The following is a 23,517-nucleotide window of genomic DNA, read 5'->3' as shown; positions in this document are numbered from 1 at the left end:
TATGTCAGCCCAGCGTCGCGCGCGTTGTCGTAGTCTAAGGGTCGAGTCACTGGAGCAGCGGCAATGCATGGCTGCCAACCTGACCGCCATCAATATCAACCCTGGCTCAGCATCTTCGCTGCCCGGAGCGATTGAACTCAACGGGCAATATTACGTGGCAGCCGATAACGGCCAGGTGGGACGCGAGCTGTTTCGCTTGAATGCTGATAACTCGCTGTCGCTGGTGACCGACATCGCGCCTGGCGCGGCCTCAGCTAACGTGGATAATCTCACTAGCGCCAACGGCTTGTTGTACTTCACTGTCAATGCGCCTGCTTTTGGCATTAACTTCAAAGCGCTGTATCGCAGCGATGGTACAGCTGCTGGCACTTTTCGACTTGTCGATCAAGTGAGAAGTTTTAGCGGACCGATGGTTCCGGTGGGGAATCAACTTTACTTCACGCTCGATCGATCGTCCTTAGGTGAAGAACTGTATACAACCGATGGCACTATATCTGGCACGGTGATGGTCAAAGACATCGATCCGCGCTACGATGCCCATCCGTACTCCGGAGGTTTTGGCTATTCGTCTTCGCCTAGATACCTGACACCTTTTAATGGTTCGCTGTACTTCGCAGCTAGCTTCCGTCAACGCGAGTTGTGGAAGAGTAATGGTACTACTGCGGGCACAACGATCGCGGTCGATGTCAATCCTGGTGCGCAGAACAGTTCCGAGTTGCAAGCCCTTACGACCTTTAATGGCCGCATGATCTTTGGTGCGCGTGTCGGAACGGTGTGGCGACTGTATGGCAGCAACGGCACACCTGCAGGAACCACTGTCTTGGCTTCTGGCTTTCAGGCGATCTCGCAACCACAAGAAGCCAATGGAGCCCTGTACTTCGTTGCGCAAACTTCCAGTAGCGGTCAAGAATTGTGGAAGCTACCGGCAGTGGGCGGGGCGGTTCTTGTCAAAGACATTAACCCCACGGGATCATCCAGTCCAACTCAACTAACCAACGCCAATGGCAAGTTGTACTTCACGGCTAATGATGGAACTCATGGCGTTGAACTTTGGCAAAGCGATGGTACGGCTGCCGGAACTGTGCAAGTGCGCGATACCAGACCCGGAGCGCTTGGTTCCGATCCACAAATTTTAGGCAACTTTAACGGAGTCATCTTCTTTGCTGCCGATGATGGTGCCAGTGGTCGAGAGTTGTGGCAAACCAATGGCGCGGTCTCAGGTGCTCGATTGGCTCAAGATATCAATCCTGGCGCTGCCAGTAGCGATCCAGCGCAAATGATGGTCAGTGGACAACAAGTGTTGCTGACAGCGACCAGAGCTTCGATCGGTCGAGAGTTGTGGAGACTGAAACCCGCTTTGCCGACCTTGACGCTACCGGCGGTCGCGGCTCAATCCTATACGGGTAATGGCCCAGTGCGTCTAGCGCCACAAGGCTTGCTGGAGGATGCGGATACAACTTTGTTCTATGGTGCCAAGCTATCGGTATCCTTGGGCACAACGTTTCACTTGGCTGACCGATTGGTCTTGGCCTCAACGTCGACTGTGTCTCTGTCGGGCTCGAGGGTGTTGGTAAATGGAGTGGTTGTGGGAGTTATGGCAACCGGTGGCACTGGTCGCGATCTGAATGTGCTGTTCACGCAAAATGCCTCCAAGTCGGTGGTCCGCGAAGTGATTCGGGCAGTGGCCTTTACCAATGCGTCCACCTCGCCTTATGTGGGAACGCGTATTGTGCGTTTTGATTTGACTGATGGCGAAGGCGGTGTGGCCAACCATCGTGCGGTCCGCATCAATGTCCAGCGCACCGCCCCTGCCAGCGCTATTGGTGAAGGCGAAGCCGCGCAGGCGAGTGCCTACCCTTGGCGGCTGGGAGCTTTCGCCATCGATCCAGCCAATCAGTTGGTTTACCAGGATGCGGTCATAGGTAGTTCTAGTGGGTTAACGCGAAAAAATGCCGCAGCTACCTTGGCGGTTACGTTCAACCACGCCGCGACTCCCGATATTGTCGAGGAGTTGATTACCACACTCCGACGCAACAAACTGCAGCTTTCAGCAGTTTGGCAGCGAATCTGATGAATTTCCGGTGGCAGCGTATGCCTTATGAGTCGGGCTGAAATCGCTTATGGGTTTACCTAATAATCGACCTTTATCCGACTATTGCAATTGATCTGGTTTCAGTTTAGCTTGAGCGGACTTCCCTCCTTTTCCTTCGTAGAGAGCCTTCCTGATGAAACGCGTGCTGTTTGCAAGTTTGCTGTGTGGCTGTGGTTTGGTTATGGCTGGATGTGACACGACCCCGGCTCCACCACCCAAGATGCCCGAGTTGCCTCCCGGCTTTGAATCCAAGCCAGGCTTTGGCGGTATGGGTAGCGGCGCTGCTGATGCTGGCGAAAGCGCTGCCCCCGGCAACGTCGGCGAAGTGCCAGCTGGAAACAAGCCTGCCGAAGCAGCACCTGCGGCCGCTGACGCACCTGCGGCACCCGCGGCAGAGGCGCCCGCCGCAGCTGACAAGCCTGCTGGTCAGTAAACTCGATTCCACGACTGCAGTTAATGCTTCTGGAGCAGACCGCTACTGATCAATCAGTGGCGGCCAAGGCGATAGTGGCTACTTGGGTAGTTCCACTTTGCCGAACATGTGACCGCCTTTGTCATCATGTTGCCACGTGCCCGCATAGCGATCGCCATGAAATAGTACGCGCGCCGAAAAGGTACCCAGGCCTGGGATCGTGATGTTATCGAGCGTAATGACTGGTGTCTTACCAGCCCATTTGACTTCTACGGGGACAGGGAACGATCCGTCCTTGTCTCCGTATTTGATTCGGGCGGTGATGATCCACTCGTCGCCCTCGGGCTGTTTCTCGACCTTTTCAATCTCGTAGGTCTCGGCCATCTGTTTGTCGCCAGGCATACCATCGAGCGTGAAGACGCCTTTCATCTTGGCGCCGGTCATGAGTTTGGTGAACTTGTCGAAGAGCGCCTGCTGGGGTGAGGTATCGGCGATCAGCGCTTTGTCACTCGTCTCCCGCAGCTCGCCTGGAGGTTGTTTCGGTGTTGGCACTTGAGCAAACACCCAGCCAGCTGTCGCACACAACATGGCGGTTCCGAGTATCAAACGCATTTTCAAATACCTCATCATTACAGGGTTCAGCTTAGTTCATCATCTTCATCATCGTCGTCGTACCGATCGCCGTCATCGTCATCTCCTTCAAGCCGCTCGACCATCAGCCCAGTTGGGTTAGCCAGCACAAAAGAGTAATTGCCCTCGCCACAGGTGGTCGCAAGTCGTTGGGTGATGGCGGCAATCTGACTGGGCGTTTCACTCGGGCCGCTGATATAGGTGGGCTTGCCGTCTTTTCCAAAGGTGAACCATCCTTCCACCGACTCGGCCACCACATCGCCCCACAGCGGCTCGCACTTACGATAGTCTGGATGAGGCGCAAAGCCAAACTGTTTGGCGTAGGCCATGGACGCTTCGACCAGCCCACGAGCCTGTGCGGGCGAAATATCGCGCAGGCCCTCATTCTCCTCTACTCGGCCAACGATTGTTTCGAAACGGCTAGCATCGCCGATATCACCAAAGGCGTTCTTGACGCCGAGCAAGTAGGTATCCAGCAATAGAACCATGAAAGCCAACTGGCCACGCGCTGCGCGTCGAGCAAAGATCAGAGTCGTAAGGCCACGTTCCAGACTGTCACCTATACAACATTTGGCGATCTCGCCGCCAGCGACCGAGAGCATCTTGCCAGCCGTAGATGAAAGCATGTTTTGCCGCTGAGCCAGCTCTTTATGACGTTGACGATCCTTGGCTTGCTTCTTGGCAAGCTTGGCACGTCGCTTGTGTTCCGAGGTTGCCATTAATCGATTCCTTCCTTCGAAAAAAGCAGGCGAAACAGTGTTACGCGATCGATTATAGGCGTTGTCCACCACAGCAGGCAACCTCGTACCCATACTCGCTCGGGGACAGACCCTGCACCTGTACAGCGTCCGCCTGTACAGCGTCCGCCTGTACGGCGTCTGTCCCCAGCCAGTCCGTCCGGCGATCTCAAGTCTCACACCCCAACGTCTGTCCCCCGATCTTGAGCGTGAGCGCGGGGACACACCACCGGTCTTTATGCTAGCGTCACCCATTCTCGCGCGGGGACAGACTCAGCGCCTGTACAGCGTCTGTCCCCAGCCAGTCCGTCCGGCGATCTCAAGTCTCACACCCCAACGTCTGTCCCCCGACCTAGAGCGCGAGCGCGGGGACACACCACTGGTCTCTATGCTAGCGTCACCCATACTAGCGCGAGGGACAGTCCCTGCGCTCTTAAAGTGTCTGTCCCCCAGCGACGAAGCTGGGGAGGTCGAAGACGAGGCGACCGAGCCGAACTCGCGGGCGGGGGCTCGCCTACCGAAGCGCGTGTTCGGCAAAGAATGCACCACTACAAATCGTTGCGCAGCATCGACTTAAAAGCTGGACGATCTCTTTGGCGGCGGTGTAACTCTCTGGCTAAAGATGCCCAGGCGGAACCTGCGGGCAGCGGGTTACCAGGCAGAGCCTGGTAACCAGGTGATGGTTTCTTTTTTGCTTACACAGGCTGGAAGCCTATGCCACTTGTTAGCTGGCCGATGAATCGCCGTCGCCGCTGGCTTCTTCCGCCGGGGCGGGAGCTTGCAGCAGGGGATAGCTGTCTTCCATGGCCGCTTCACCGCGTGTGACCAGGTCTTCCAAGGCTTCGCGACGGTACGAGACTTCCGAATCTTGGAAGGTGCGGAATCCTGTACCGGCCGGAATCAAGTGACCGAGAATCACATTCTCTTTCAAGCCAACTAGGCGGTCGACCTTGCCAGCCAAAGCCGCTTCGGTCAGTACCTTGGTGGTTTCTTGGAAGCTGGCGGCCGAGATGAAGCTGCTGCTCTGTACCGACGCCTTGGTGATACCCAAGAGTTGCGTGCTGGCGGTCGCGGGCTTGGGTTTCTTGCCCTTGGCAGGCTTACCACCCAAACCTTCGATCTGCGCGTTGGATTGATCAAACGTATCGCGCGGCACCAACGTACCGATCGAGAATTCACTATCGCCAGTTTCAGCGATCTTCACGCACTTGGCTAGCTCTGTGTTCACGCGACGGAATTCGAACTTGTCCATCACCAGACCGGGCAGCAGGTTGGTATCGCCGGGCGATTCGATCTTCACTTTCCGCAACATGCGGGCGATGATGATCTCGACGTGTTTGTCGTTGATATCCACGCGCTGGCTACGATAGACCTGTTGAATTTCGTGCAACAAATATTGCTGAACGGCTTCTTCACCGCTGACGCGCAAGATATCGTGCGGTACCAGCGGGCCAATCACCAATGCTTGACCGGCCTTGACGATGTCTCCGGTGTGAACCAGGAATCGCTTGCCGTGCGGTACGAGGTGTTCTTTTTCGGTACCGCTATCGCTGCGGATGATGATCGTGCGCTTGCCACGACGTTTGGTCTGTTGAATCTCGACCGTGCCGTCGATTTCGGCGATCACCGATGGATCCTTCGGCTTGCGAGCTTCAAAGATTTCCGTAATCCGCGGCAGACCACCGGTGATGTCGCTAATGCCCGAAGCTTCACGAGGCATTTCAGCCAATTCGGTACCGGCGTTGATCATGGTACCTTCGGGCACGGTGATCACGGCGCGCTCAGGCAGGTAGTACACGTCTAGGGCTTTGCCATCGCTATCTTCCATCACGATTTGCGGATGGCGTTCACCCTTGTGATCCATGATCACAGGACGAGCACCACCGGACGGGTCGCGTTCCATGCGCATCGTATCGCCTTCGACGACGTCATCGTAGCGTACTTTACCGCTGACTTCGCAGAGGATCGGAATCTTGTGCGGGTTCCATTCGCACAGCACGGCGCCTTTAACTACTTCCATGTTCTCTTGCACGTTTAGCTTGGCACCGGTCGGGATTTCGTACTTCTCGAGTTCGCGACCCTTGGCATCCAGAATCGAGATCTCGCCATTACGCGTGAGCACGATTTCTTTGCCTTCTTCGTTCTTCACCACGCGCAGGCGAGCGAACTTGACCACGCCACCCTTCTTGACCTTGATGTCACTCTCTTCAACGGCGCGGTTAACGGCACCACCGATGTGGAACGTACGCATCGTCAACTGCGTTCCAGGTTCGCCGATAGACTGGGCACCGATGATACCGACGGCCATGCCTTCTTCGACCAGCGAACCGGTCGACATGTCCATGCCATAGCACAGGCGACAAACACCCAGCGAAGCATCGCACGTCATCGGACTGCGCACTTGAATGCGCTCCAGTCCCATTTCTTCGATCTTACGGGCGATGTCCAACGTCATCATCTGGTTTTCGTTGACGATCACATCGTCGGTCACAGGGTTGACGATGTTCTTCAGAGCCACGCGACCATTGATGGCATCAGCCAAGCGCACTTCGACCTTCTCGCCACGGTAGACCACGCCTTTGGTAATACCTTGAGTAGTACCGCAGTCATGCAAGGTGACCACCACGTTCTGAGCGACGTCAGCCAGTTTACGCGTTAGGTAACCGGAGTCGGCTGTCTTCAAAGCTGTATCGGCCAGACCCTTACGAGCACCGTGCGTACTTGAGAAGTACTCGAGCACCGTCAGGCCTTCGCGGAAGTTAGCCTTGATAGGCGTTTCGATGATTTCGCCGGTTGGCTTAGCCATCAAACCACGCATACCAGCCAACTGGCGAATCTGTTCGATACCACCACGAGCACCGGAGTGGGCCATCAAGTACACCGGATTGACATACCATGGGCCCAGGTGTTCGTCCTGCTCCATCGCCGCCATCATGTCCTTAGTGATCTTTTCGCGAGCATGCGTCCACAAGTCCAGCACCTGGTTGTGACGCTCTTCTTGCGTGATCAAACCACGGCTGTAATTCTTGTGGAAGTTCATGACCTTCTTCTCGGCTTCAGCCAAGTGCTTGGTCTTCGAATCGGGTGTTACCAGGTCATCGGTACCGAAGGACAGACCGCTGCGGGTCGACTCGCGGAAACCAAGTTGGTTCATATCGTCCAGCAGGTTGATCGTGGCCTTACGACCCAGACGTTGGTAGCAGTCGCTGATCACGCTGGCCAAATCGCTACCGCGAAGGGCCGTGTTATAGAAGTCCATGCCGTTGGGCAACATCATGTTGAACAGCACGCGACCGTAAGTGGTCTCGATGATCGCGCCCATCTGCGCGTTGCCTTCTTCGGTCTTCAGGCGACGGTGCTTGGGCAAACGAACTTTGATGCGCGCGTGCAGTTCGACCACGCCTTGATGGAACGCCAGGTCGGCTTCTTCCATCGTGGAAAACTTCATGCCTTCGCCACGCATGCCGTGCTTTTCGATGGTGATGTAGTAGCAACCCATAACCGTGTCTTGCGAAGGGCTCATGATCGGACGACCATTGCTCGGCGCAAAAATGTTGTGGGTGCTCATCATCAGCGTGTGAGCTTCAACTTGGGCTTCCAGCGACAGTGGCAAGTGCACCGCCATCTGGTCACCGTCGAAGTCAGCGTTGAAGCCTTTGCAAACCAGCGGATGCAAGTGAATGGCGTTGCCTTCCACCAGGTTGGGTTCAAAGGCTTGAATACCCATGCGGTGCAGCGTCGGAGCACGATTCAGGAGCACAGGGTGATTGCGAATCACTTGTTCGAGAATATCCCAGACCTCTTCGTCCTTGCGCTCGAGCATCTTCTTGGCCGACTTGATCGTGTCAGCGTGTCCGAGATCCTTCAAGCGACGAATGATAAATGGCTGGTACAGTTCCAGCGCAATCTTCTTGGGCAGACCGCACTGGTGCAGCTTCAAACGAGGTCCGACCACGATCACGCTACGCGCTGAATAATCGACGCGTTTGCCTAGCAAATTTTCGCGGAAACGACCTTGCTTGCCTTTGATCATGTCGGTCAGCGACTTGAGCGGGCGGTTGCTGCTGCCCAGCACGGGTCGCTTGCAACGGTTGTTATCAAACAGCGCGTCAACTGACTGTTGCAGCATCCGCTTTTCATTGCGAATGATGACTTCAGGCGCATTGAGGTCGACCAGTTTGCGCAGGCGATTGTTGCGGTTGATAATCCGGCGATACAAATCGTTGAGGTCGCTGGTCGCAAAGTTGCCGCTATCGAGTAGCACTAGCGGGCGCAGATCTGGCGGAATCACCGGGATCACATCCAGCACCATCCATTCGGGACGGTTTTCGCTATCGCGAATAGCTTCGACCAGCTTCAGGCGATTGATTAGATCTTTCTTCTTCTGCTTGCTATTGGTTTCCGCGAGCGTCTTGCGCAGTACGTCGCCCAGCGAGGCCAGGTCGAGGGCTTGCAACAATTTGCGCACTGCTTCGGCGCCCATGTCGGCATCAAACGAGCCTTCGCCCCACTTGGTGCGGGCATCCCGATACTCGCCTTCAGTCAGCAATTGGAGCGGCTTGAGTTCGGTTTGCTTGGGATCGATGACCACATAGTCTTGGAAATAGATCACCTTCTCGAGACTGGAGGTCTTCATATCCAGCAGCGCACCCAAGCGGCTGGGCATGGCTTTGAAGAACCAAATGTGCACCACTGGTGCAGCCAGTTCAATGTGGCCCATGCGTTTGCGACGTACGCGGCTGTGAGTTACCTTCACCCCGCAGCGATCGCAAATCATGCCCTTGTACTTCATGCCGCGGTATTTGCCGCAGGCGCATTCCCAGTCCTTTTCAGGTCCGAAAATACGTTCGCAGAAGAGACCATCTTTTTCAGGACGATAGGTCCGGTAGTTAATCGTTTCAGGCTTTTTGACTTCGCCGAACGACCAACTGCGGATGTCTTGCGGGCGAGCCAGCGAGATTTTTACCGAAGTGAAGTCGTTGACGCGATCGTAAGTAATTTCAGCGGTTGACATAAAGCCTCGCTCCTGGTTCGTGTGGCACGGCTGGGAGTGTCGTAGTGTGCTGTGCTGTTTTTTGTATTGGTTTTGAATTTGAAATCTGAAAAACCGAATTTTCAGATCTCAAATTTCAAGCTTGAGTTTTGGTTTCCGAATCAAACGCGGCGTTTTTCCAGTCGCATGTTGAGCGCCAAGCCGCGAATTTCGTTGGTGAGCACGTCAAAGCTGGCAGGTGTGCCGGCCTCGAGTGTGTTCTCGCCTTTGACCATCGATTCATAGATCTTGGTTCGACCTTCGACGTCATCGCTCTTGACGGTGAGCAATTCTTGCAGGATGTACGCGGCACCGTAGGCCTCCAACGCCCACACTTCCATTTCGCCGAAGCGCTGACCACCGAAGCGGGCTTTGCCACCGAGCGGCTGCTGGGTAATGAGCGAGTAAGGACCAGTGCTGCGAGCATGCACCTTGTCGTCGACCAAGTGGTGCAGTTTGAGCATGTAGATGTAACCGACCGTAGTCTCCTGCTCCATCGCTGCGCCAGTGCGGCCATCGATGAGGCGAATCTTGCCGTGACGCGGTAGACCAGCTTCTTGCAAGCAGTCGTTGATAACAGTCTCTGTGGCTCCGTCGAACACCGGGGTGATGGCTTGGAAGCCCAGCTTGGCTCCAGCCCAACCTAAGTGCGTTTCCAAAATCTGACCCACGTTCATACGGCTAGGCACGCCCAGCGGGTTGAGCAGAATCTGCAGCGGAGTGCCATCGGGCAAGTGCGGCATGTCTTCGATTGGCAGCACCTTGGAGATGACCCCCTTGTTGCCGTGTCGACCGGCCATCTTGTCACCCACGCTGATGACGCGTTTGGTGGCAATGTAGACCTTGACCATCTGCAACACCCCTGACCGCAGTTCGTCACCGCGCTTCATGCTGTTGAGTTTGCGATCACGCTTGTCGATCGCTTCTTCAACCGCCGGCCAAAGTTGCTTGTGCAGTTTGCGAACTTCGCCATGATGCTTTTCATCGAGCTTGTTCAGCAAACGCGACAAGTTGAAACCTTGCGCGCGCTCGGCGATGTACTTGGGATCTTGTCCGCCGGAGAGCGGAGTGCCATCGTCGTCGGCCAGTTTGACGCTAACCGCCTTTTCGACTTCATCGACCATGCTCATAAAGGCTTGGGCGATTTCGTCATTGCCCTCGGTTTCGGCTTGTTTGTATTCGCGTTCGAAGACCTTGCGCTCATCTTCCGAGAGGCTCATCTTGCGGCTGAACTTCTGCGTGTCGATGACGATGCCTTCGATACCCGATGGTACTTCTAGCGAATCGTTCTTGACGTCTTCACCGGCGCGACCGAAGATCGCGTGCAGCAGCTTCTCTTCTGGCGTCAGTTCGGTCTTGCTCTTGGGCGAGACTTTGCCGACCAGAATATCGCCGGGCCGCACATAGGTACCGACTTGTACGATCCCGGTTTCATCCAGGTTGCGGAGGGCCTTTTCTGAGACGTTGGGAATATCGCGCGTGAACTCTTCGCGGCCCAGTTTGGTTTCGCGAATTTCAACATCGAAGTCTTCGATGTGCAGCGACGTGTACGTGTCGGCTCGCACCAGCTCTTCGCTGATGATGATGGCGTCTTCGTAGTTGTAACCATCGAACGACATGAACCCGACCAATACGTTACGACCCAGGGCCAGTTCACCCTTGTAGGTCGCAGCCCCGTCGGCCAGCACTTGGCCCTTTTCAACTTTGTCACCCAGATTGATGATCGGGCGCTGGTTGAGGCACGTACGCTCGTTGAGGCCTTGGTACTTCTTGAGGTGATAAATGTCTTGGCCGACTTCGATGCGGCTGGCATCGCAGTAGGTGACTTTGCCGGCGCGGCGAGCGCGCACGACCATGGCGCTGTTATGAGCGACTTCTTTTTCCAGACCTGTGGCCACGATCGGTGGTTCGGTTACCAGCAGCGGCACAGCTTGCCGTTGCATGTTGGAACCCATCAAAGCGCGGTTAGCGTCATCGTGCTCCAAGAACGGAATCAGACCAGCCGAGACACCGACCATTTGGCTCGGAGCAATGTCCATGTACTGGACCGAATCGGGTGGCACGATTTCGAAGTCGGCGCGATAACGAGCGATCAAGTTGGGACCTTGCACCAAGGCCAGGTTCTTCACTTCGGTATCCGCTGGGCAGATGTATACGTCGGCTTCCTGGTCGGCTCGCAACCACTCAACCTTTTCAGTCAGCTTGCCGCCTTCGATGCGGCGGTATGGTGTGACCAGGAATCCGTATTCATCCACACCGGCATAAATAGCCAGCGAACTGATCAGACCGATGTTCGTACCTTCAGGCGTTTCAATCGGGCAGATACGACCATAGTGCGAGATGTGCACGTCGCGGACTTCGAAGCCCGCACGTTTACGGTTCAATCCACCAGGGCCCAAGGCCGACAATCGGCGCTCGTGCGTCAATTGACTGAGTGGGTTGGTCTGGTCGACCACTTGCGACAGCTCACCACGACCGAAGAAGTATTCGATTGCAGCGCTGATGCTCTTGGGGTTAACCAGTGTGCGAGGCGACATTTCGTCGGCCTCTTTCATGCTCATCCGCTCTTGAACCGTGCGGCGCAGCTTCAGGAACCCTTTGCGCAATTCTTCGCTAGCCAGTTCATCGATCGTGCGCAGACGACGATTACCCAAGTGGTCAATATCGTCGAAGTAGCTGCCCGAATCTGGATCGAACAGGTTGATCATATAGCGGATCGAAGCGATCAGGTCCTCCGGCCGCAGAGTCATTTCATCTTCGGAGACGTCCAGGTTCAGCTTGCGATTGATGCGGAAGCGACCGACGCGACCCAAGCGATAACGATTGACGTCAAAGAACTTTTCGTGGAAGAGCGTCTTGGCTTTTTCCAGTTGCGGTGGGTTGCCTGGACGTAGACGTTGATAGATGCGCAGCAGCGCTTCTTCGTGACTGCTGGTGTTGTCTTCTGCCAAGGCATTGGTGATCAGGTTGGTCTTGGGCGTTTCCATGATCTCAATGCTGGCTACACCGCAGGTGCAGATCGTTTCCGCGATATTCTTGAGGATCTTGTTACCGGCTTCGAGAATGATCTCTCCAGCGCGTTCTGAGTCGCTGGGGTAGACCACGTCGTCGACGGCAACCTTGTTTTCGATCTTGGCGACCGAGCGACCATCGACGATCTTCTCCTTCTTGGTTTCGTAGAAGGATCGCAGCAGATCGGTATCGCTGCTGTACTTGGGGCTCATCGCCCGCAGCAGGGTCATGACCGAGAACTTGCCGCTCTGGTCGATACGGACGCTGAGGCTGTCCTTTTTGGTAACGTTGACTTCGATCCAGCTACCACGCTCAGGAATCACGCGGCAACTTGGCAGCTTGCGGTCGCTGGTGCCGTCGATCTCTTCGACAAAGTCGACGCCCGGACTGCGGTGCAACTGGCTAACCACCACGCGCTCGGCACCGTTGATGATGAACTCACCACCGCCGAGCATGATGGGAATGTCGCCCAGGTAAACCTCTTCTTCGATCGGTGACTCGCGATTAAGGCGCAGCCAGACCTTCAGCGGCTTGCCGTAGGTCAAGCGCAGCTGGCGACACTCTTCGGGAGTGTAGCGAGGTTTGCCCAGTTCATAGCGCAAGTATTCGAGTGAGACAGTCTTGTCAAAACTCTCGATCGGGAAGATCTCGCGGAAGACACTTTCCAATCCGTGATTCTTGCGCTTGTCGGAAGGAATATCTTCCTGTAAGAACGCTTCATAGCTATGTGTTTGGAGATGGGTGAGTTCTGGAATGGCTAATGCATCCAGCCCAGAGCCGAATCTGCGAACCTGCGTAGGTTGAAGACGTCGCTGCGAAGAAGTGGCCATTGGGAAAGGGATCTCCTAGTTGAGTCCATGAAAAAGAATTCGGCCTGCTGCTATCGCTGCTGGCGCACGAACTAGCCCAAAGTCAAACACGCACTGCCAGTGCCGAGCGTGTGCGCAGCTTGAGCCCAGAGAAAAGGACCCATCACGCTTAGAGCTTGAGGATAGTCCTGACACGTACCGCGCCGGGGGAGAGAGACAGTTCAGACAGACACCGAGCCAGAGCCGACAACCACAAATGGAAAATATACCGCGACCAGCTGGGATAGGTAAACCCCAATCCCAGCCGCCTGCGGCGAATATTTTTTCCGATACGCCACCCCAACCCACCCTAAATCGAGGGGTCAAGGGCAATTAAACTGACATAATGCAAGCATTGAACCTCTGTGGCATAGGCTTCCAGCCTGTGTCTAAACGACCCGTGAGCAGTCGCTAGCGGGTTAGTAACCAGCTAGCTCCAGTCGCTTGACAAATCAGCAGCAGAATCGCAAATGATCACCGAGGGTAACACGGGCTGGAAGCCCGTGTCACGGGTACTTGCAGCACTACTTCAGTTCAACCTTGGCGCCAGCGTCTTCCAGTTCCTTCTTGATCTTGTTGGCGTCTTCTTTGTTAGCGCCTTCCTTGATCTTGGCAGGAACGGCTTCGACCAGCTTCTTGGCATCCATCAGCGAAGCGCCGGTGAGATTCTTGACGATCTTGATGATTTCCATCTTCTTGTCGCCGAAGCTGGTCATGATCACGTCGAACTCGGTTTGTTCGACAGGAGCGGCTGCGGCTGGGCCATCGGAAGGAGCAGCCATCATCACAGCGCCGCCGGCAGCCGGTTCAATGCCGTGGACTTCTTTGATGTAGTCGCTCAGTTCCTTGGCCTTCTTGAGGGTCAGGCCAACCAGCTTGTCGCCCAGTTCCTTGATGTCGTCTGCGAATGCGGTTTCGGACATAATTCTCTAAACCTCTGCTATCAAAAAGTAAATTTGTTTTGGTGTAACTAAAAATTGTGTATGTGGTTTGTCAATCACAGGCCCGTCGCTAGCAGCGAGGGGCCAAACAAAAACCCGAAGCTATTAGCGAGGGATGAACTACGCGGGTCACGCCGACAGCTGTGGCCGTCTACATGACGCTCTGGTTTACGCTTGCTCTGCAGGAGTGCCGCCCTCCGGGGTTGTTGCTGGTTCTGCATCTTCTGCCACTGCTTCTGACATCTTTTCGATCTGGCTGGCCAGTGCGCCACCGACGCTGAGCAGTTGACCCATGAGGCTCGAGCCGGGCGAGAGCACTTGTCCGATCAGCAACGAGATCTGCTCGACGCGGCTTGGCCACTTGCTGATGGCGAGGACTTGCTCGGCCGTCAGGGCCTCGCCGTCCATCACTCCGCCTTTGACTTCAAACTCTTTAAAAGTCTTGGACTTTTCGATCGAAGCGATCTCTTTGGCCAGGCTGACAAAATCTTCGCAACCCCAGACGATGGCCATGGAGCCGGTGCGATTGTCGAACATGGGCCGCAGGCTGGTGCCTTCGGTAGCCCGTGCCGCCATGCTGCGTTTGACGACGAGCATGCGGATCTTCTTGTCGCGCAGATTCTTGCGGATCTGGTAGGTCGAGCCGCTATCCATGCCGATAACATTGACCAGAATGGCATCGCTGACGCCATCGAGCCGGCGGAGGATATCGCCAGAGATTAAATTCTTTACGTATTTACTCACCGAACTACTCCTTAACCGGCCACGCGAACGCTAGGCGTCATGGTGGCGCACAGGGCGATACTCTTGACATAATTTCCCTTGACCGAGTTCGGCTTGAGCGACATCACATAGTTGATGAAGGCTTCGACGTTCTCGATCAGTTTGGGGGCTTCAAAGCTGAGCTTGCCCACCACGGCGTGCAAGTTGGCTCCCTTGTCGTTGCGGAACTCAACCTTACCGGCCTTGTATTCTTTGACCACGCGGGAGACATCGGCGGTAACCGTGCCGGCGCGCGGCGAAGGCATCAGGCCGCGAGGCCCCAGCACTTTACCGAGCGGACCAACCAGGCCCATCATGTCGGGAGCCGCGATGCAGACATCAAAGTCGGTCCAGCCTTCTTTGATCCGCTTGGCCAGGTCTTCCTGGCCGACAGCGTCAGCGCCCGCTTCGGTCGCGGCAGCAGCCAGGTCACCCTTGGCGAAGACCACTACTCGCTGCGAACGTCCGATACCGTGCGGCAGTACAACCGAGCCACGAACAAGTTGGTCGGCCTGCGATGGATCGATGCCCAGTCGCATGTGGATTTCGACGCTTTGGTCGAATTTGCGTGCCGGAAACTGCTTGAGCACTTTCACGGCGTCAGCCAATGGCATGGGCGTTTTATCGCTGGGTGCCTTGGCGATCATTGTTTTCATTGCTTTGGATGGTTTAACCATAACGTGCCTATCCCTCCACCTCGATGCCCATGCTGCGTGCAGTACCTTCGATCATGCGCATTGCGTGCTCTAGATCGCGGGCATTGAGGTCGGCCATCTTCTTGCGACAGATGTCTTCCACCTGCGCTTTCGTGACTTTGCCGACCTTGGTTTTATTCGGCACACCCGAACCCGAAGCGATGCCGGCTGCTTGCTTGAGCAGCGAGGCGGCTGGTGGGCTCTTGGTGACGAACTCAAAACTGCGGTCCGAGTAGACCGTGACGACCACGGGAATCGGAGTACCGTTGTATTCGCGCGTGCGTTCATTGAACTGCGACACGAATTGACCGAGATTAATACCGTATTTACCAAGCGAAGTACCAACAGGTGGCGCGGGGGTGGCAGCTCCCCCGGGCACCTGGAACTTGGCTTGTCCAACCATTTGCTTTGCCATGAGACGCGTGTTACTCCACTGGTAGTCGAGTGATTGCTGCTTAGTGTTCGGCTTGGAAAAAATTCAACAGGCTGTATTTATTGGTCGCTCACTCTGGCACCGTTTCAGGCGGCAGCCAACTGAGCGACGCTGGCGATTCGTGTTTGCTGGAGTTGCTAAACCGCTTCAACTTGCCAGTGGTTCAGTTCCACCGGGGTCGAGCGGCCGAAGATGCTGATCATGACCGTGATCTGGCCGTTGGCTTCGTCGACTTTCTCGACGTCGCCTTCCAGGTTTTGGAAGTAACCTTCCTTGACGCGAACGCGATCGCCAACCTTAAACGGAATCTCCGTCTTGGGGGCATCGCTTTCTTCGTCAGGCCGTACCGACTTGATTATCCGCTCGACATCGTGCGGATCCATCGGAGTGGGCTTGCCACCTGAGCCAGTGAAGTCGCCAACCCCTGGTGTCTCGCGAACCAGGAACCACGAATCGTCATTGACCGTCATGTAGATCATCAGGTAACCGGGGTAAAGCTTACGCTTGACGACCCGACGCGTGCCATTGCGTGTAAAGGTTACCACGTCTTCGGTGGGAATCAGAATCTCGCCGAAGCTCGACTCCATGCCGTGCAGCTTGATACGCTTCTCAAGCGATTCGCGAATGCTGTCTTCGCGATTGAAGGCCACCTTCAAGATGTACCAGTCCATAGGAGCTGGTGTGGCCGACGTTTTTTCAGATTCACTCACCACTTTGATCTCCATGCCAGTACAGGCGATCGTGCGGCCACCTGAGCAGCTCGCGCTGCAGGGCTCACCAATCTCCTGGCTAGGAAAACTGCCAAGACTATTTACAGGCCAATCGCTTGGTACCACTTGGCAGAGTCGCAGATTGTAAAGGCTTTCGACATTCGCGAAAGCCCAATTTGAAACTTTTCTAAACCTGGCACATGTATCGTCCCAAGCCACCCCGTAACAACCGAGGCTAACGCCTACGGCTTAGGGGCTTCTCTGTGATCCTCTGCGTCTCTGCGTTGCAAACAAAGGAGCCTGCCAAAGGCGATCCGGCGAGCCAAACCGTTACGAGATCTGCAAGAACGAGAAAATCGCTTGCCAGATGAAGTCATAGGCAAACAGAATCGCAGCCAGGAAGAAAATCGTGAAGATCACAACCAGCGATGCACGATTCAGTTCACGCCAGCTCGGCCACGAGACCTTGTTCAGCTCGGCTTCCACCGAAATCAGAAAGTCGGCAAACTTGGGCCAATTGACCAGCCGAAAACCGATCCACATGCCCAGCCCACCGATGGCCACCGCGACCAGGTAACCAGCCGCATTGGAGCCGAACCAGTTCATCAGGACAAGCGAATGGAAACGCCAGGCACCCAGGATCGATACGATCCAAATAGTTATGGCTGTAACCTGACGAACCATGCGTCCCTGATTGGGCTTGTAAAAGCCCGAAGCAAAGAGCTCTTGGACAATCGTCCGGCTCGTCATCACACCTTCTTTGGCGGCCATACTCGTCCCACGGGTTACTGACTTATATGCTTCTTGTCGTACAGCTTCAGAAGCTTCATAGCTTCCAGCAAAAATCCAGCAGGGGCGGAAAGGCTTGAACTCTCAACCCCCGGTTTTGGAGACCGGTGCTCTGCCAATTGAGCTACGCCCCTGGATCTTAAAGCAATTGAGCTTTAAGGAGTAAGGTGTAAGCCAGAAGAGGCCTACACCTTACCTATGTCTTTTCCGCTAATCGTCTTCAGCTTACAGCTTAAGCCTTGCAGCTTAAACCTCACAGCTTACTCGAGGATCTTGGTGACCACGCCCGAACCGACCGTCTTACCGCCTTCGCGGATAGCGAAGCGAACGCCGTCGTCCATAGCGATGGGCTTTTGCAGTTCGACTTCGACCTTGACGTTATCGCCAGGCATGCACATTTCTGCACCTACCAGCTTGGCCGAACCAGTTACGTCCGTGGTACGGAAGTAGAACTGAGGGCGATAGCCGCTGAAGAATGGCGTGTGACGTCCGCCTTCTTCTTTGCTCAAGCAGTAGATTTCAGCTTCGAATTTCTTGTGCGGGGTGATCGATCCGGGCTTGGCCAAAACTTGACCGCGCTCGATATCTTCACGCTTCATACCGCGGAGGAGGCAACCGACGTTTTCACCGGCCTTGGCTTCCTTCATTTCCTTACGGAACATTTCGACACCGGTGACGGTGGTCTTAGTCGGCGCTTCTTTCAGGCCGATCAGTTCGACTTCTTCGCCGACCTTGATCACACCACGCTCAACACGACCGGTGGCTACAGTACCACGACCTTCGATCGAGAAGACGTCTTCGATCGCCATCAAGAATGGCTTGTCTTCTTCGCGGGTAGGTTGAGGAATGTAGGCGTCGACAGCTGCGAGCAATTCGGAAATTGGCTTGCTGGCTTCTGGATCGGCAGGGCTGTTGTAGGCGGCCAGGGCATTTCCGCGAACGATTGGAATGTCATCGCCTGGGAATCCGTACTTGCTGAGCAGTTCGCGGATTTCCAGTTCGACCAGTTCCAACAGTTCAGGGTCGTCGACCAGGTCAACTTTGTTCAAGAACACAACGATCGCAGGCACGTCAACCTGACGAGCTAGCAGGACGTGTTCCTTGGTTTGCGGCATCGGGCCGTCAGCGGCGCTAACGACCAGGATCGCGCCGTCCATCTGGGCAGCGCCGGTGATCATGTTCTTGATAAAGTCGGCGTGACCGGGGCAGTCGATGTGCGCATAGTGACGGTTTTCTGTTTCGTATTCCACGTGCGAAACAGCAATTGTCACCGTCTTGGTTGCGTCACGAACGGTACCACCCTTGGCGATATCCGAATAAGCCTTGGCCTTGGCCAGACCCTTGGCTGCTTGAACGGCCAGTAGGGCGCCCGTTGTGGTGGTCTTGCCGTGGTCAATGTGACCGATGGTGCCGACGTTGCAGTGCGGCTTCTTACGTTCAAATACCTCTTTAGCCATTGTACGTTACACCTAACAAACTGAGTTACTTTGGTGAGCCATTAAAGTGCTGAGCTCACACCAGGGACCAAGGACATGAAACGATCGTGACGTCAGCGAACCAAAAAAACCTACTGCGTTTCTTGCTCCCTTTCAATAAAGGAGCAAGAGCTGCTGATGGGACTTGAACCCATGACCTCTTCCTTACCAAGGAAGTGCTCTACCAACTGAGCTACAGCAGCAAACAATCGAAAGCGGGTGAAGGGAATCGAACCCTCGTATTCAGCTTGGAAGGCTGCTGCTCTACCATTGAGCTACACCCGCAGGCGTTGACCCAGTAGCGGCATTGGCTCGCCAATGGGAGGTGTAGGATTCGAACCTACGTAAGCAATGCTAACGGATTTACAGTCCGTCCCCTTTAGCCACTCGGGCAACCTCCCAACCTGACGCTTATCCGTTTCGATAGCTTTGAGGAGCCAGCGAAGGGATTCGAACCCCCGACCGACTGATTACAAATCAGTAGCTCTACCAACTGAGCTACGCTGGCCTCTGACTTCGATTGGAAACGCAATAGTGTATCGGTCTAGCCGTGCACCGCAAGGTGAATTCGGCCGGAAAAGCTGCTTCCAAACCCGCATTTTCACCACTTTTGCCCCTCGTCAAAGGACACCGCTGGGGAAAAAATGTTCATCCTGTGACCCTGCGCCCCTCCCAGGCCCTTGGAAACCTCCTAGATTACTCCCTATTTCCATAAACTTGGTGATAACCATGCTTCCAGCTGTTTCCGTAGCCCTGCTGCCTTGCGAATTACCTAAAAATTGGTCCCAAAACCATCAACTGGCGGTCGTGATCGACACGCTAAGGTTCACCTCAACGGCTTGCGTGGCCCTTGCGGCCGGCGCGCGCAGCGTGCGCGTCGTCAGCAATATCGACCAAGCCAAGTCACTGGCCAGGTCGCTGTCGCAGACGCCAGCAGCTCCAACTTCCTCAGCTGCTACCCACTCCCCACTGCCTGGACCGCTACTGTGCGGCGAACGGAACTGCGTGCGCATTGGAGGTTTCGATCTGGGAAACAGTCCCGCTGAATACACAGCGCAAGTCGTCCAAGAACGCGACTTGATCTTCTCGACTACCAATGGCACCGCGGCCGTCGAAGCCGTCGCCGACGCGAAACAAGTTGTGCTCGGTTCACTGCTGAACAGAAATGCACTTGTACGCTGGATTCTGCACTGGGCGGAGCAACAGCCTGGTCAGCAACCTGAGCAGGCAGCCAGTGTATGGTTGGTCTGTGCGGGCACCGACGGCCAAGTGGCCTTGGAAGACGTGATCACAGCCGGCGCCATTCTGGAGCAACTCGATTGGAACCTGGCCAACGACTCAGCCTGGCTAGCCTTCAACAGTTGGCATCACATTAAACACAGCGGAAGCTTGCTGAAACAACTGCAGCTAGCTCGCGGAGGAGCTAATTTGGTGGCCGCCGGCTTTGCGGAGGATATCAAAGCGGCCCTGCATGTGGATGCATTGAACGTTGTGCCCGGTCAAACCGAGCGCGGTCGTTTTGAAGTCTTGACGCTCAAGTAAAAATTCTTCTATGATCCCCGCAGCCCATATCGAACCTTAGCGGCAAAGATTGCTGACGCGCGAGAATTAGCGCAGGGATGCTGGCAATGACACGATGTCTACCTTGGATGATTTATTGGCGCAGAGCTGCTTGTTTCAGTCTGACCTTGTTCAGTTTGGTCGGAGCGCTGGCCGCTTCGGTCGGGTGCCAAGGATCTCTGCGCATGGCGCGCAAAGGTGAACCGAGCATTCGCGAGTTGACTGTTGGGCCGCAGTTTCGGGACGCAGAGCAATATGATGCCGAGGCTAACTCGGCCGCCGGCAGCTATCGGGCTGGCGCCAGCGAACGTTACGGCGATACTTACGGTGGCCGGCCCAATCCCTACTCAGCCAATTCGTTGGCCAAGAGCAACAGCAATCGCAGTCATGGCCAACCTCGGTGGGACCAATTGCCCGACGAAGACGCAGACGATTCGCAGTGGGCGCCGTACCTTCAGGATCTGCCTCCTTCCCTGTGGCCACTGGCTAAACGTCAATTTTATGCAAAGCAAGCTGCGTCGGCCGACGACGATTCCCAGCTTGCATCAGAGTCAGGTGCTAATGGCGATTGGGAGGACCCCGAGAGCGAAGCTGCAGAGAGCCAAGCTGCAGAATCGACCGTCTACAACTTAAATGACGATGACCAAACCAGCGGCAAGCGGCCTGCCGATCGCCGACCGAACTCGGCTGCCAAATCTAAATCCAAGTTAGCCAGCGCTAAATCACCAACTGCCCGATCCGCGGCCAAATCGGTCGAGGCGCCCGCCCATTACAAGCTCCGCGACGACGATGGCCAAGGGGATTCATTGCCACCGGCCAAGCAGCCGCTGTATGCCAACACGGGTGTCGAAGAAGAGGATCCATTGCCCTCCAAAGAACGTTACCAACCCGAAGAACTGATGCCACCCGCCAATCGCAAGTCGTCGCGACAAATTGCGCATGCTGAGCCCATCGATACCGGAGCTGGCGATGAAGTTCGTGTGTTGCCTCCGCGCGGCGCTCAACAGTCATCCAAGTCATCCGCAGTTGCCAATAAAGAATCGAGCAAACATTTGCCAAAGCGGTCCTATGATTCGGCCGTTATGCCCGCCTCGGCGGAAACGGGCGATGATTCCTCCGCCGTGCAACCCGCTTCCGGCCAACGGCCCGTTCAACGTCGACCGGTCGAGCAGCCTGAAGCGCAGGATCGGGGCGCCAGTTCGAGCCACTCGGATGCGAGCCGTACGCTGGACAGTCTGGCCAACTCCAAGCGGCTGTCCAGTCAAGACTATTTGCATGAAGCCTTGCGCAGCCTGGATGAAGAGTGGTCGGAGAGTCTAACTCCTTCCGAGCAGTTGCATCACCAAGCCGTTAAGCGTTTAGTGTTGCTGGCTTCCGGTCAATTCGAAGGTGCCATGGAGCCGATCGATTCGCTGCAAACGCACGAACAAGAATTCTTTCGTCACAATTTGCAAGCTTGGCATCACGCCATCGATCCGACGGGCAACCCAGTACTGGCGCGCCGTTGGCCTTTGGTGCTGAACAGCCAACGCGAAGCTTTGACGGAACTGGCCGCCGTCAGCAGTTTGGAAGTCAAGAACGCCGCCTTCTGCAGCAACGTCGATGGCTTTGGGGCGGTTACCAAATTTCCGACCGCCCAGTTCCGTGCTGGTCAAGAAGCATTGCTGTACTGCGAAATCGAGAACTTTATTTCCGAACAAGTCAAAGATGGCTTTGAAACGAAATTGCAAGGCAGTTACGAAATCGTCGATGCCAGCAACGTCAAAGTCGCCGACGTGCTCTTGCCCCAGGATGTCGAAGTCTGCAAACGCGCCCGCCGCGATTACTTCCTGGTCTATCGCATCTACATGCCGTCCAAAATCGAGCCGGGCCGCTACCAATTGCGCCTGACGATCGAGGACATGAAAGGCAAAAAGTTTGGCCAGAGCTCCTTGGATTTCCAAGTAGCCACCGGTAGCTGAAGTCGCCAGACTTTGGACGACGTAGCCGAAGTCGCCAGACTTTGGCCAGAGCCCGTGCTAATTTGCAAGCATTGGACTATCTTTCGCGTGCGCGTGCTCTGTCCCCGGGCGCGATGGGGACAGACGTTGGGTGCGAGGCGACTTGGGTTAGAGGGTGCCGAGCGGCTGAGGACAGCCGCTCTTCGATCGGGGACAGACCCCGGGCTGATTTGCAAGCATTGGATGATTGTCGCGTGCGCGTGCTCTGTCCCCGGGCGCGATGGGGACAGACGTTGGGTGCGAGGCGACTTGGGTAGAGGGTGCCGAGCGGCTGAGGACAGCCGATCTTCGATCGGGGACAGACCCCGGGCTGATTTGCAAGCATTGGACGATTGTCGCGTGCGCGTGCTCTGTCCCCGGGCGCGATGGGGATAGACGTTGGGTGTGCAGCGACTTGGGTTAGAGGGTGCCGAGCGGCTGAGGACAGCCGCTCTACAATTGGGGACAGACGTTGGGTGTGAAGCGACTGGGGTCAGAGGGTGTGGGAGCGGCGGGGGAGCGTTGCTCTAAAAGGCTACTTGGGCATGATGCCTTGGGCGATCTCGTCTTCCCATTGGTCCATTAGGGGCCAATCGACCGCGCAGGTGCCAAAGTCGGCCATGTGCAGATAGCTCTGCAATCGCTGAATAGTCTTTTCAAGCATCGCATTGTCTTTGCGAAAAATCGGACCGTGGCTGGGCAAGAGCCACTTAACGTCGCTTTGCTTGATGCGCTCCAGCGAGCGAATAAAGGCCGCGATGTCGCTACCGTGATGGGCATCAATCGCCCCAACGCAACCATCGCGATAAATGTTATCACCCGAGAACAACAGCTCACCCATACGGAATGCAAGCTGACTATCGGCGTGGCCAGGTGTCGACCAGGTTTCAATCCGCAGGTTGCCGACTTCAATGATCGAGCCTTCATTGATAATGTGCTCAGTTTCAACCGGTGGCATGCTGAGGTGAATATTCTGAGCTTCGATCTCGGCAAAGGTCCGCAACTTGTCACCCACGGCCAACAATGAGGCTGCCTTCGGATGAGCCGAAACGGTCGTCTTGAGCAACTGCTTGGCCAGGGCCAGACCCTGTCCGTGATCCACGTCAGCATGCGTAGCGATCAGCGTCTTGCATTTGGACAGCGGAAAATCGATTTCGCGAATCACCTCGACAATCTCTTCGACCGACTCTTCATAGCCGATATCGATCAGGATCCACTCCTCCCCGTCGTAGATCAAGTAGACGTTGCAGCCAATGATGTGGCCAGCTTGAAGATTCAATTCGATTACGCCAGGAAAAACCGGCTTGCGTTCCAACATGGGTGTCCGCGTTCCTACAAGTGTTCGTTCGGTAAGCGTCCGAGATTCTAGTTGACAAGCAGCGTAATGCTCAAGGAGTGGCATAGGGCCGG

General features: G+C 55.7%; 16 protein-coding genes and 5 tRNA genes. 4 read left to right on the top strand and 17 right to left on the bottom strand.

Features of this window, described 5'->3' with window-relative positions:
* Window positions 1-67: 67 nt before the first annotated feature.
* Window positions 68-2,071, top strand: a complete 2,004-nt coding sequence (locus SH573x_RS30970) for an ELWxxDGT repeat protein (RefSeq protein ID WP_479352105.1) — start codon at window positions 68-70, stop codon at window positions 2,069-2,071.
* Between the two features lie 154 nt (window positions 2,072-2,225).
* Entirely contained in the window at window positions 2,226-2,525 is a 300-nt protein-coding gene (locus SH573x_RS30965; protein WP_479352104.1) for a hypothetical protein, read from the top strand.
* A 78-nt stretch (window positions 2,526-2,603) separates the two neighbouring features.
* Here the strand turns inward: SH573x_RS30965 and SH573x_RS30960 are convergent, their stop codons facing one another.
* From SH573x_RS30960 to SH573x_RS30885, 16 genes are all read right to left on the bottom strand, one after another.
* Entirely contained in the window at window positions 2,604-3,116 is a 513-nt protein-coding gene (locus SH573x_RS30960) for a hypothetical protein (RefSeq protein WP_479352103.1), read from the bottom strand.
* 26 nt (window positions 3,117-3,142) lie between these two features.
* On the bottom strand, window positions 3,143-3,853 hold the full coding sequence (locus SH573x_RS30955; protein WP_479352102.1) for a hypothetical protein: 711 nt from the start codon (window positions 3,851-3,853) through the stop codon (window positions 3,143-3,145).
* A gap of 742 nt (window positions 3,854-4,595) precedes the next feature.
* The gene (gene rpoC / locus SH573x_RS30950; protein WP_479352101.1) at window positions 4,596-8,885 is read right to left on the bottom strand and encodes a DNA-directed RNA polymerase subunit beta'; all 4,290 of its coding nucleotides are present in this window, start codon (window positions 8,883-8,885) and stop codon (window positions 4,596-4,598) included.
* Between the two features lie 140 nt (window positions 8,886-9,025).
* Window positions 9,026-12,745, bottom strand: coding sequence for a DNA-directed RNA polymerase subunit beta (gene rpoB, locus SH573x_RS30945; protein WP_479352100.1), 3,720 nt, complete (start codon window positions 12,743-12,745; stop codon window positions 9,026-9,028).
* 542 nt (window positions 12,746-13,287) lie between these two features.
* Window positions 13,288-13,686, bottom strand: a complete 399-nt coding sequence (gene rplL / locus SH573x_RS30940) for a 50S ribosomal protein L7/L12 (RefSeq protein WP_479352099.1) — start codon at window positions 13,684-13,686, stop codon at window positions 13,288-13,290.
* Between the two features lie 186 nt (window positions 13,687-13,872).
* Window positions 13,873-14,448 carry a 50S ribosomal protein L10 gene (gene rplJ, locus SH573x_RS30935; RefSeq protein WP_479352098.1) on the bottom strand — a complete coding sequence of 192 codons (576 nt, stop codon included), beginning with the start codon at window positions 14,446-14,448 and terminating at the stop codon, window positions 13,873-13,875.
* 11 nt (window positions 14,449-14,459) lie between these two features.
* Window positions 14,460-15,143: a 50S ribosomal protein L1 gene (gene rplA, locus SH573x_RS30930; RefSeq protein WP_479352097.1), complete on the bottom strand. Its 684-nt coding sequence runs from the start codon at window positions 15,141-15,143 to the stop codon at window positions 14,460-14,462.
* Window positions 15,144-15,150: 7 nt separating this feature from the next.
* Window positions 15,151-15,576 carry a 50S ribosomal protein L11 gene (gene rplK, locus SH573x_RS30925; RefSeq protein WP_479352096.1) on the bottom strand — a complete coding sequence of 142 codons (426 nt, stop codon included), beginning with the start codon at window positions 15,574-15,576 and terminating at the stop codon, window positions 15,151-15,153.
* 155 nt (window positions 15,577-15,731) lie between these two features.
* Window positions 15,732-16,304, bottom strand: coding sequence for a transcription termination/antitermination protein NusG (gene nusG, locus SH573x_RS30920; protein ID WP_479352095.1), 573 nt, complete (start codon window positions 16,302-16,304; stop codon window positions 15,732-15,734).
* 330 nt (window positions 16,305-16,634) lie between these two features.
* Window positions 16,635-17,075: a preprotein translocase subunit SecE gene (secE, locus tag SH573x_RS30915; protein ID WP_479352094.1), complete on the bottom strand. Its 441-nt coding sequence runs from the start codon at window positions 17,073-17,075 to the stop codon at window positions 16,635-16,637.
* Between the two features lie 79 nt (window positions 17,076-17,154).
* A tRNA-Trp gene (locus tag SH573x_RS30910) sits at window positions 17,155-17,227 on the bottom strand.
* A gap of 126 nt (window positions 17,228-17,353) precedes the next feature.
* A complete protein-coding gene (gene tuf / locus SH573x_RS30905; protein WP_479352093.1) occupies window positions 17,354-18,550 on the bottom strand; it encodes an elongation factor Tu in 1,197 nt (398 codons plus the stop codon).
* Between the two features lie 148 nt (window positions 18,551-18,698).
* Window positions 18,699-18,771: transfer RNA gene (locus SH573x_RS30900), tRNA-Thr, on the bottom strand.
* Between the two features lie 11 nt (window positions 18,772-18,782).
* Window positions 18,783-18,853: transfer RNA gene (locus tag SH573x_RS30895), tRNA-Gly, on the bottom strand.
* Between the two features lie 34 nt (window positions 18,854-18,887).
* Window positions 18,888-18,969 (bottom strand) — tRNA-Tyr (locus SH573x_RS30890).
* 34 nt (window positions 18,970-19,003) lie between these two features.
* A tRNA-Thr gene (locus SH573x_RS30885) sits at window positions 19,004-19,076 on the bottom strand.
* A 221-nt stretch (window positions 19,077-19,297) separates the two neighbouring features.
* Here SH573x_RS30885 and SH573x_RS30880 point away from each other — a divergent pair.
* Window positions 19,298-20,110, top strand: coding sequence for a 2-phosphosulfolactate phosphatase (locus SH573x_RS30880; protein WP_479352092.1), 813 nt, complete (start codon window positions 19,298-19,300; stop codon window positions 20,108-20,110).
* 86 nt (window positions 20,111-20,196) lie between these two features.
* Window positions 20,197-22,089 (top strand): hypothetical protein, encoded by a 1,893-nt coding sequence (locus SH573x_RS30875; protein ID WP_479352091.1) that lies wholly within the window; start codon window positions 20,197-20,199, stop codon window positions 22,087-22,089.
* 553 nt (window positions 22,090-22,642) lie between these two features.
* Here SH573x_RS30875 and SH573x_RS30870 read toward each other — a convergent pair.
* Entirely contained in the window at window positions 22,643-23,425 is a 783-nt protein-coding gene (locus SH573x_RS30870) for an MBL fold metallo-hydrolase (protein ID WP_479352090.1), read from the bottom strand.
* Between the last annotated feature and the right edge of the window lie 92 nt (window positions 23,426-23,517).

The organism is Rania fehmarnensis, assembly GCF_056494185.1.
This window is presented reverse-complemented; position numbering and strand designations above follow the sequence as displayed.

Coding starts and splice junctions, on each gene's coding strand:
- SH573x_RS30970 (WP_479352105.1), top strand. CDS start 68: ATGGCTGCCAACCTGACCGCCATCAATATCAACCCTGGCTCAGCATCT.
- SH573x_RS30965 (WP_479352104.1), top strand. CDS start 2,226: ATGAAACGCGTGCTGTTTGCAAGTTTGCTGTGTGGCTGTGGTTTGGTT.
- SH573x_RS30960 (WP_479352103.1), bottom strand. CDS start 3,116: ATGCGTTTGATACTCGGAACCGCCATGTTGTGTGCGACAGCTGGCTGG.
- SH573x_RS30955 (WP_479352102.1), bottom strand. CDS start 3,853: ATGGCAACCTCGGAACACAAGCGACGTGCCAAGCTTGCCAAGAAGCAA.
- rpoC (WP_479352101.1), bottom strand. CDS start 8,885: ATGTCAACCGCTGAAATTACTTACGATCGCGTCAACGACTTCACTTCG.
- rpoB (WP_479352100.1), bottom strand. CDS start 12,745: ATGGCCACTTCTTCGCAGCGACGTCTTCAACCTACGCAGGTTCGCAGA.
- rplL (WP_479352099.1), bottom strand. CDS start 13,686: ATGTCCGAAACCGCATTCGCAGACGACATCAAGGAACTGGGCGACAAG.
- rplA (WP_479352097.1), bottom strand. CDS start 15,143: ATGGTTAAACCATCCAAAGCAATGAAAACAATGATCGCCAAGGCACCC.
- rplK (WP_479352096.1), bottom strand. CDS start 15,576: ATGGCAAAGCAAATGGTTGGACAAGCCAAGTTCCAGGTGCCCGGGGGA.
- secE (WP_479352094.1), bottom strand. CDS start 17,075: ATGGCCGCCAAAGAAGGTGTGATGACGAGCCGGACGATTGTCCAAGAG.
- tuf (WP_479352093.1), bottom strand. CDS start 18,550: ATGGCTAAAGAGGTATTTGAACGTAAGAAGCCGCACTGCAACGTCGGC.
- SH573x_RS30880 (WP_479352092.1), top strand. CDS start 19,298: ATGCTTCCAGCTGTTTCCGTAGCCCTGCTGCCTTGCGAATTACCTAAA.
- SH573x_RS30875 (WP_479352091.1), top strand. CDS start 20,197: ATGACACGATGTCTACCTTGGATGATTTATTGGCGCAGAGCTGCTTGT.
- SH573x_RS30870 (WP_479352090.1), bottom strand. CDS start 23,425: ATGTTGGAACGCAAGCCGGTTTTTCCTGGCGTAATCGAATTGAATCTT.